Raw genomic sequence first — 7,702 nt, 5'->3', positions numbered from 1 at the left:
GCCCGCGCTGGACGGCCTCGAGCGCGCGCCGCGCCGCCGCGAGGACTTCGCCCGCCTCCTCGCGGGAGATCTGGAGGAACTCCCACCAGTCGCGGCGGGGCAGGGGCCGGCCGCGCTCGTAGCCGAAGCGCGCCTTGCGTCGGACGAAGAACGTGAACACGCCGGCGATGCGCTCGGCCTCCATCAGCGGCAGGAGCGCCGCGTACTCGGTGAGGAACCGGTCGGCCTGCTCCTCGGGCGTGGGAGGCGGTGCGTCCGGGGGCGCCGGCGGCGCCGGCGGCAGCAGGGCGGCGAGGGTCTCCTGGCAGCGCTCGATGCACTCCTCGTAGCGCCGCTCGTAGAAGGCGTCGCGCGCCTTGGTCATCAGGCGCCCCGCGCGCACGAGGGCCGCGCGCTCTGGCTGCTCGCCGCTGGGGATCATCCTGGATACGAGACGATACCTGCTGCGCCCGGACCCGTCAACGCACGCCGGGGGGGGGCGCGTTCAGTTCCGCTCGGAGACATGGGCCCTGGCTGCACGAGCCGATCGGGAGGCGGAGAAATCCCTCCTGATCGGCCGGTGCTACACTTCAGGCGGGAGCGTGACGAATGGGAACCGGGCGAGGGCCGCGGTGAACTCGCCGCGGATGCGCGCGAGGCCCTCGGCGCTCAGCGCCTCGAAGCGCATGACCAGCACCGGCTGCGTGTTCGAGGCGCGCAGCAGCCCCCAGCCGTCGGGGTAGTTCACGCGCACGCCGTCGATGTCGATGACCTCGCGTCCGGCTGCGAACTCCGCGGCCAGCGCGGCCACCACCGCAAACTTGCGCTCGTCGGGGCAGTCGACGCGGATCTCGGGGGTCGACCAGGTGCGCGGGACGTCCGCGAGCAGCGCCGAGAGCGGCCTGCCGGAGGCCGCGAGGATGCGCAGCAGCCGCAGCGAGGCGTAGATCGCGTCGTCGAACCCGAAGAAGTCGTCGGCGAAGAAGATGTGGCCGCTCATCTCGCCGGCGATCGCCGCGTGCTCGGCCTTCATCTTCTCCTTGATCAGCGAGTGGCCGGTCTTCCACATCACCGGCCGCCCGCCGTGGCGCTCGACGTCCCGCGCGAGGTTCTGCGAGCACTTGACCTCGAAGACCACCGCGGCCGGCCCCTGCGCGAGGATCTCGCGCGCGTAGATCATCAGCAGCTGGTCGCCCCAGAGGATGCTGCCCTGCTCGTCGACGACGCCGATGCGGTCCGCGTCCCCGTCGTAGCCGATGCCGCAGTCGAGGCCGCGCTCGCGCACCGTGCGGATGAGGTCCGCGAGGTTGCGCGGCACGGTCGGGTCCGGGAAGTGGCCCGGGTAGGTGCCGTCCGGCTCGCACCAGAGTTCCGTGACCTCGCACCCCAGCTCGCGCAGCAGCGCCGGCGCCACGATCCCGCCGGTGCCGCTGCCCGCGTCGACGGCGACGCGCAGCGGGCGCGCGAGCCGGATCTTCCCGAGCGCCATCTCGCGGTAGGGCCCGACGATGTCGCCGTGCGCCAGCGAGCCGGCGCCGCTCTCGAAGTCGCGCCGCTCGATGAGCCCGCGCAGCTCCTGGATGCGTCCGCCCCAGATGGTGCTCTTCCCGATCGCGATCTTGAAGCCGTTGAACTCGGGAGGGTTGTGGCTGCCGGTGATCATGACGCCGCCGTCGCACGGGAAATGGAAGAGCCCGTAGTAGAGCAGGGGGGTCGGGGCCAGGCCGAGGTCGAGCACGTCCACGCCGGTGGCCAGCAGCCCCGCGACGAGCGCGTCGCGGTACGACGGCGAGCTGAGCCGGTTGTCGCGCGCGAGCACGGCGCGGCGACCGCCCGCCCGGCGCAGCAGCGTGCCGACCCCGCGCCCGAGCAGCTCCACGATCGCGGGGTCCAGATCCCGCCCAACGGTGCCGCGGACGTCGTACTCGCGGAAGATCAGCGGATTGACCATGGCGCTGCTATCTACCACGGATGAGGCCATATTCCAAGGGAAATGCGGGTCCGCGCGGGCAATCGCGCCCGCGTTTTCAATCCATGACCAAGACGCAGGGAAAAATCTTGACAGGCAGAATCCAATTTGTCTACAGTACCGCCCGTTCACGGCACCGTTGCTCAGCGAGGGGAGAGATGGAACAGGGCACGGCAGCACCGGTCATCGGCTACTTGCCGATCCTCCTGACAGTCCTCATCGCCAGCGGCATCGGCGCGTTCACCCTCGTGCTCGGCGGGCTCGTGCGTCCCTCGCGGCCGGATCCCGTCAAGGCGCTGCCGTACGAGTGCGGCAACCTCCCCATCGGCGACGCGCGCCTCCCGCTGCGCACCCGGTTCTACCTCTTCGCGATGCTGCTGGTGATCTTCGACGTCGAGGTCGTGTTCCTGCTTCCCTGGGCGGTCAACTTCGTGCCGCTGGGGTTGTTCGGGTTCGTCGAGATGATGCTCTTCCTCGGCATCCTGCTCCTCGGCTACGCGTACCTCTGGCGCAACGGGGGCCTGCAGTGGGACTGATCGACGGGCGCTTCGAGAAGAACGCGGCGATCACCGCGGTCGACACGGTCCTCGGCCTCGGACGCGCCTACTCGCTCTGGCCGGTCGCCTACGGCCTGGCCTGCTGCGCCATCGAGATGATCCACACGACGACGGCGCGCTGGGACCTCGCCCGCTTCGGAGCGGAGGTCTTCCGGCCCTCGCCGCGGCAGGCGGACGTGATGATCGTCGCCGGGACGCTCACGCACAAGATGGCGCCGATCCTCAAGCGGCTCTACGACCAGATGGCGGAGCCGAAGTTCGTCATCGCCATGGGCGGCTGCGCGACGGCCGGCGGCCCTTTTCGGACCTACAGCGTCGTGCAGGGCGTCGACACGATCGTCCCCGTGGACGTCTACGTCGAGGGCTGCCCGCCGCGGCCGGAGAACCTGATCCGGGCGTTCGTCCTGCTGCAAGAGCGTGTGAAAGCGATGACAATCGCAAAGTCGCCGCGGGTCCCGCAGCCGCCGGTGCGGATAGGGGCCTAGCCGGTGAAGTTCGCGACGCAGCTCCCTCCGCGCCGGGACGTCGGCACGCTGCTGCTGGCCGACCTCGGCGAGCGCCTGCCCGGCGCCGTCCTCGAGCTGACGCGCGAGCGCGGCACCGTCACCCTGCGCGTGGCGCCCGAGCGCCTCGAGGACTTGGCGCGCTTCCTCAAGGAGGAGCGCCCCTGGCAGTTCGCCTATCTCGCAAACCTCTCGCCGGTGGACTGGCTGAGCCGCGCGCCGCGATTCGAGGTCGTCTACCACCTGCGCTCGCTCGCCTTCAACTACCTGGTGGCGTTGCGGGTCGACGTCCCGGACGAGACGCTCTCGCTGCCGTCGCTCGCCGGCGTCTGGCGGGCCGCGGACTGGCTCGAGCGCGAGGCGTACGACCTCTTCGGGATCCGCTTCGCCGGCCACCCGGACCTGCGCCGGATCATGATGCCGGACGACTGGGAGGGGCACCCCTACCGCCGCGACTACCCGCTCGCGGGGAGGGCGGGGGCGTGAACACCGTGCGCGAGTCGCGCCTGATGACGCTCAACATCGGGCCCCAGCACCCGAGCACGCACGGGGTGCTGCGGCTGATCGTCGAGCTCGACGGCGAGACGGTCGTGAAGCTCGTGCCGGACATCGGGTATCTGCACCGCGGGATCGGCAAGATCGCCGAGACGCTGCACTACGAGCAGTTCATGCCCTACACCGACCGCCTCGACTACCTCGCCTCGTTCATCAACAACCTCGGCTGGGCGATGGCCGCCGAGCGGCTCTTCGGCATCGAGCCGCCGCCGCGCGCCAACTACCTGCGGGTGCTGCTCTCGGAGCTCGCGCGTATCGAGAGCCACCTGATCTGGCTCGGGACGCACCTGCTGGATCTCGGGGCGATCACGCCGCTGTTCTACTGCTTCCGCGAGAAGGAGGAGATCCGCGACCTCTTCGAGGAGATCTGCGGCGCGCGCATGACGCACGCGTTCTGCCGCATCGGCGGGGTGCGCGAGGACGTCACGCCCGCGTTCCTGCCGAAGGTGCGCGAGTTCGTCGCGAAATTCCCGAAGGCGATGGCCGAGTACGAGGCGCTGATCACCGACAACCCGATCTTCCGGCGGCGCACGGAAGGCGTCGGCGTCATCTCCGCGGAGAAGGCGATCGACTACGGCCTCTCCGGCCCGAGCCTGCGCGGCTCCGGCGTCGGCTGGGACCTGCGCAAGGCCGAGCCCTACGCGGCGTACGCCGATCTGGACTTCGAGGTCCCGGTGGGCGAGCGCGGCGACGTCTTCGACCGCTACCTCGTGCGCATGGAGGAGATGCGCCAGAGCCTGCGGCTGGTGCAGCAGACCGCGGAGAACCTCCCCGGCGGTCCCGTGCTGGCGGCGGCGCCGCAGTTCCTGCGCCCGACGAAGGCCGAGTTCCACCGCAACATGCAGGCGATGATCCGCTACTTCCACATCACGATCCACGGCGCCAGCCCGCCGCCGGGCGAGGTCTACGCCGCGGTCGAGGGGAGCAAGGGCGAGGTCGGGTACTTCGTCGTCAGCGACGGCAGCCCGCGGCCCGTGCGCGTGCAGCTGCGCGGCCCGTCCTTCGTCAACCTCGGCGCGCTCGAGGAGATGGCGAAGGGCCAGTACCTGGCGGACCTCGTGGCGATCATCGGCAGCATCGACATCGTGCTCGGGGAGGTCGACCGGTGAGCTACCCGCTGGCCCGGCCGTCCAAGACCATCCCGCCGGCGACGCGCGAGCGGCTCGCGCGGCTCCTCGCCGAGTACCGGCGCAAGCCCGACGCGCTGCTCACGGCGCTGTACCTGGTGCAGGCCGAGTGCAACTGCCTCTCCGACGAGGTGCTCACCGAGCTGGCGGACATCCTCGAGATGCCCAAGTCCGTGATCTACGAGGTCACCACCTTCTATGCCCTCTACTCGACGCGGCCGCAGGGCACGAACATCATCATGGTCTGCCAGAACCTCTGCTGCTTCCTGCGCGGCACCGATGACGTGATCATGGCGTTCGCGCGCGAGCTGGGCATCCAGCCCGGGCAGACGACGGCGGACGGCCGGTTCACGCTGCGCCCCGTGGAGTGCCTCGCCGCCTGCGAGCGCGCGCCGGCGGTGCAGATCAACGAGCGGCTCATGGGGCCGATCACCCCGGCCGACGTGCCCCAGCTGATCGCGGAGTACCGCCGGTGAGCGCGCCGAGCATCATCTACCGCGACCTCGGGTCGGTCGACCTCTGCAAGCTCGTCAACTACCGCGAGCGCGGCGGCTACCAGGCCTTCGAGAAGGCGCTCAAGACCATGACGCCGGCGGAGGTCGTCGAGGCGGTGAAGGCCGCGCGTCTCGTCGGCCGCGGCGGCGCGGGCTTCCCGACGGGCCTGAAGTGGGAGCTGGTCGCGCGCGAGCCGCTGACGCCGAAGTTCGTCGTCGCGAACGCCGAGGAGGGCGAGCCGGGGACCTTCAAGGACCTGCCGATCCTCACGCGCATCCCGCACCGGCTCATCGAGGGGATGCTCATCGGCGCCTACGCCGTCGGCGCGAGCGAGGGGGTCATCGTCTGCCGCGGCGAGTTCATGGATCCGCAGCGCATCCTGCGCGAGGCGATCGCGGAGGCCGAGGCCGCGGGGCTGCTCGGGCAGAACATCCTCGGCACCGACTTCTCGCTCAAGCTCTGGGTCTACCGCACGGCCGGCGCCTACATCTGCGGCGAGGAGACCTCGCTGCTCGAGGCCCTCGAGGGCAAGCCGGGGATGCCGCGCATCCGCCCGCCCTTCCCGGTCAACGCGGGCCTCTGGGCGCGCCCGACCGCGCTGAACAACGTCGAGACCTTCGCCAACGTGCCGGCGATCATCCTCGAGGGCCCCGAGAAGTACGCGGCGCTCGGCACCGAGCGCAACAGCGGCACGAAGGGCTTCTGCATCTCCGGGCAGGTGAACAAGCCGGGGGTCTACGAGATCCCCTTCGGCGTGACGCTGCGCCAGCTGATCTACGACTACGCGGGCGGCATCCTCGGCGGGCGGGCCTTCAAGGCCGTCTTCCCCGGCGGCGCCTCCTCGAGCCTGCTCACCGCCGAGCACCTCGATCTGCCGCTGGACTTCCACCACGTGGCGCAGGCCGGCTCGATGCTCGGCTCGGCGGCCTTCATGGTGGTCGCCGAGGGCGTCTGCATGGTCGAGGTCGCGCTGCGCCTGGCGCGCTTCTTCCGCCACGAGTCCTGCGGCAAGTGCATCCCCTGCCGGGACGGGACGTACCAGATCGTGCGCATCCTCGAGCGGATGAAGGCCGGCGCGTCCGTGACCTGCGAGATCGACGACATCGTGGATCTGGCCTCGACGATGCAGAAGGCCGCCTTCTGCGGCCTCGGGCAGGCGGCGCCGAACCCGGTGCTCAGCTGCATCAAGCACTTCCGGCAGGAATTCGAGGACCACTGCGCGGGCAAGCCCTGCGAGCTGCTCGGGGGAGGCGAGCGTCCGTATGGACATCACCATTGACGGCCGCCCGCTGAAGCTCGAGAAGCCGGTGACGGTGCTCGAGGCCGCGCGCATGGCGGGGGTCGACATCCCGACGCTCTGCTGGCACCCGCGCGTGAGCGTGCTCGGCGCCTGCCGGCTGTGCATGATCGAGGTCGTCGGCATGAACCGGCTGCTCGCGGCCTGCACGACGCGCGTGGCGGACAAGATGGAGATCCTCACCGACACGCCGGCGCTGCGCAAGGTGCGCCAGACGATGCTCGAGCTGCTGCTCTGCCAGCACCCGATGGACTGCCCGACCTGCGTCAAGGGCGGCGCCTGCGAGCTGCAGTCGCTGGCCTACAAGTGGTCGGCGCCGCAGAACCGCTTCCCGGAGAACCCCGGGGCCTACCCGCCGGTGGATGTCAGCCCGTTCATCGAGCGCGATTCGCGCAAGTGCGTGCTCTGCCGCCGCTGCGTGCGCGTCTGCCACGAGGTGCGCGGCGTGACGGTGCTCGGCGCGATGCACCGCGGCTACCTCAAGGAGGTCGGCACCTACTTCGCGCAGCCGCTCAACCGCGACTTCCAGGACCCGTACAACTGCGAGTTCTGCGGCGCCTGCATCGACATCTGCCCGGTCGGCGCCCTCAACAGCCGCCAGCACAAGTTCCGGGCGCGCAGCTGGGAGGGGGACCGGGTGCCCACCGTCTGCCCGTTCTGCGGCGTCGGCTGCCTGCTCTCGCTCCAGGTCAAGGAGAACGAGTTCGTGCAGGCGCGGCCGCGGCCCGGGGTGAACAACGAGGACCAGGTCTGCTTCCGCGGGCGCTTCGCCGTCGATTACGTCAACTCCCCCGGGCGCGTGATCTCCCCGCTGGTGCGCCGCGGCGGGCAGCTCGTGCCCGCCGACCCCGCGGAGGCGGTCGCGGCGCTCGTCGGGCAGGTGCGGCCCGAGACCGTGGTCATGGCCCTCGTCTCCTCGCGCATCACGCAGGAGGAGACGGCGGACGTCGTCGACACGATGAACCAGATCTTCCCGCGCGGGGTCGTGCGCGCCGTGTGCACGATGGGCCTCAACGCGGCCGACATCCCCGTCGGCATCGGCGGCCGCCCCTGGAAGGATCTCAGGGACGCGGACCTCGTGGTGTCGGTCGGGCAGGATCTGACGCCCAGCGCGCCGGTCGCGGGGGTGCGCATCCGCACCGCGCGCCGGGCCGGCGGCGCCGCGCTGGCCGTGATCGACGCGCGCGACACGCTGCTCGGCAGCGAGGCCCAGCTCTGGC

At 70.8% G+C, this 7,702-nt stretch carries 9 protein-coding genes; 7 read left to right on the top strand and 2 right to left on the bottom strand.

Annotated elements, in window-relative coordinates; translation table 11 throughout:
- Positions 1 to 421 (bottom strand): hypothetical protein (locus VI078_18075; GenBank protein ID HEY6001197.1); only part of this gene is annotated, 421 nt, incomplete at its 3' end.
- A gap of 141 nt (positions 422 to 562) precedes the next feature.
- Complete coding sequence (locus tag VI078_18070; GenBank protein HEY6001196.1) at positions 563 to 1,948, bottom strand: phosphomannomutase/phosphoglucomutase; 1,386 nt, start codon at positions 1,946 to 1,948, stop codon at positions 563 to 565.
- A 158-nt stretch (positions 1,949 to 2,106) separates the two neighbouring features.
- On the opposite strand from VI078_18070, the gene ndhC reads away from it, so the two are divergent.
- The 7 genes from ndhC to VI078_18035 form a co-directional block, all read left to right on the top strand.
- Positions 2,107 to 2,484, top strand: a complete 378-nt coding sequence (ndhC, locus tag VI078_18065) for an NADH-quinone oxidoreductase subunit A (GenBank protein ID HEY6001195.1) — start codon at positions 2,107 to 2,109, stop codon at positions 2,482 to 2,484.
- A complete protein-coding gene (nuoB, locus tag VI078_18060) occupies positions 2,475 to 2,990 on the top strand; it encodes an NADH-quinone oxidoreductase subunit NuoB (GenBank protein HEY6001194.1) in 516 nt (171 codons plus the stop codon). The genes ndhC and nuoB overlap by 10 nt, the downstream gene beginning before the upstream one ends.
- A gap of 3 nt (positions 2,991 to 2,993) precedes the next feature.
- Positions 2,994 to 3,494, top strand: a complete 501-nt coding sequence (locus VI078_18055) for an NADH-quinone oxidoreductase subunit C (protein ID HEY6001193.1) — start codon at positions 2,994 to 2,996, stop codon at positions 3,492 to 3,494.
- Positions 3,495 to 3,499: 5 nt separating this feature from the next.
- Positions 3,500 to 4,672 carry an NADH dehydrogenase (quinone) subunit D gene (gene nuoD, locus VI078_18050; GenBank protein ID HEY6001192.1) on the top strand — a complete coding sequence of 391 codons (1,173 nt, stop codon included), beginning with the start codon at positions 3,500 to 3,502 and terminating at the stop codon, positions 4,670 to 4,672.
- Complete coding sequence (locus VI078_18045; GenBank protein HEY6001191.1) at positions 4,669 to 5,166, top strand: NAD(P)H-dependent oxidoreductase subunit E; 498 nt, start codon at positions 4,669 to 4,671, stop codon at positions 5,164 to 5,166. Before nuoD ends, VI078_18045 begins: the two co-directional genes overlap by 4 nt.
- Positions 5,163 to 6,464 carry an NADH-quinone oxidoreductase subunit NuoF gene (gene nuoF / locus VI078_18040; protein HEY6001190.1) on the top strand — a complete coding sequence of 434 codons (1,302 nt, stop codon included), beginning with the start codon at positions 5,163 to 5,165 and terminating at the stop codon, positions 6,462 to 6,464. Before VI078_18045 ends, nuoF begins: the two co-directional genes overlap by 4 nt.
- Positions 6,448 to 7,702 (top strand): 2Fe-2S iron-sulfur cluster-binding protein (locus tag VI078_18035; protein HEY6001189.1); only part of this gene is annotated, 1,255 nt, incomplete at its 3' end. The genes nuoF and VI078_18035, both read left to right, overlap by 17 nt.

The organism is bacterium (assembly GCA_036524115.1).
Taxonomy (GTDB): Bacteria; JAUVQV01; JAUVQV01; order JAUVQV01; family DATDCY01; genus DATDCY01.
The sequence above is the reverse complement of the archived record's forward strand: the minus strand, read 5'-3'. Positions and strand labels throughout refer to the sequence as shown.

Excerpts from the sequence above, each read along its gene's own strand:
- ndhC (HEY6001195.1), top strand. The coding sequence starts at position 2,107 with ATGGAACAGGGCACGGCAGCACCGGTCATCGGCTACTTGCCGATCCTC.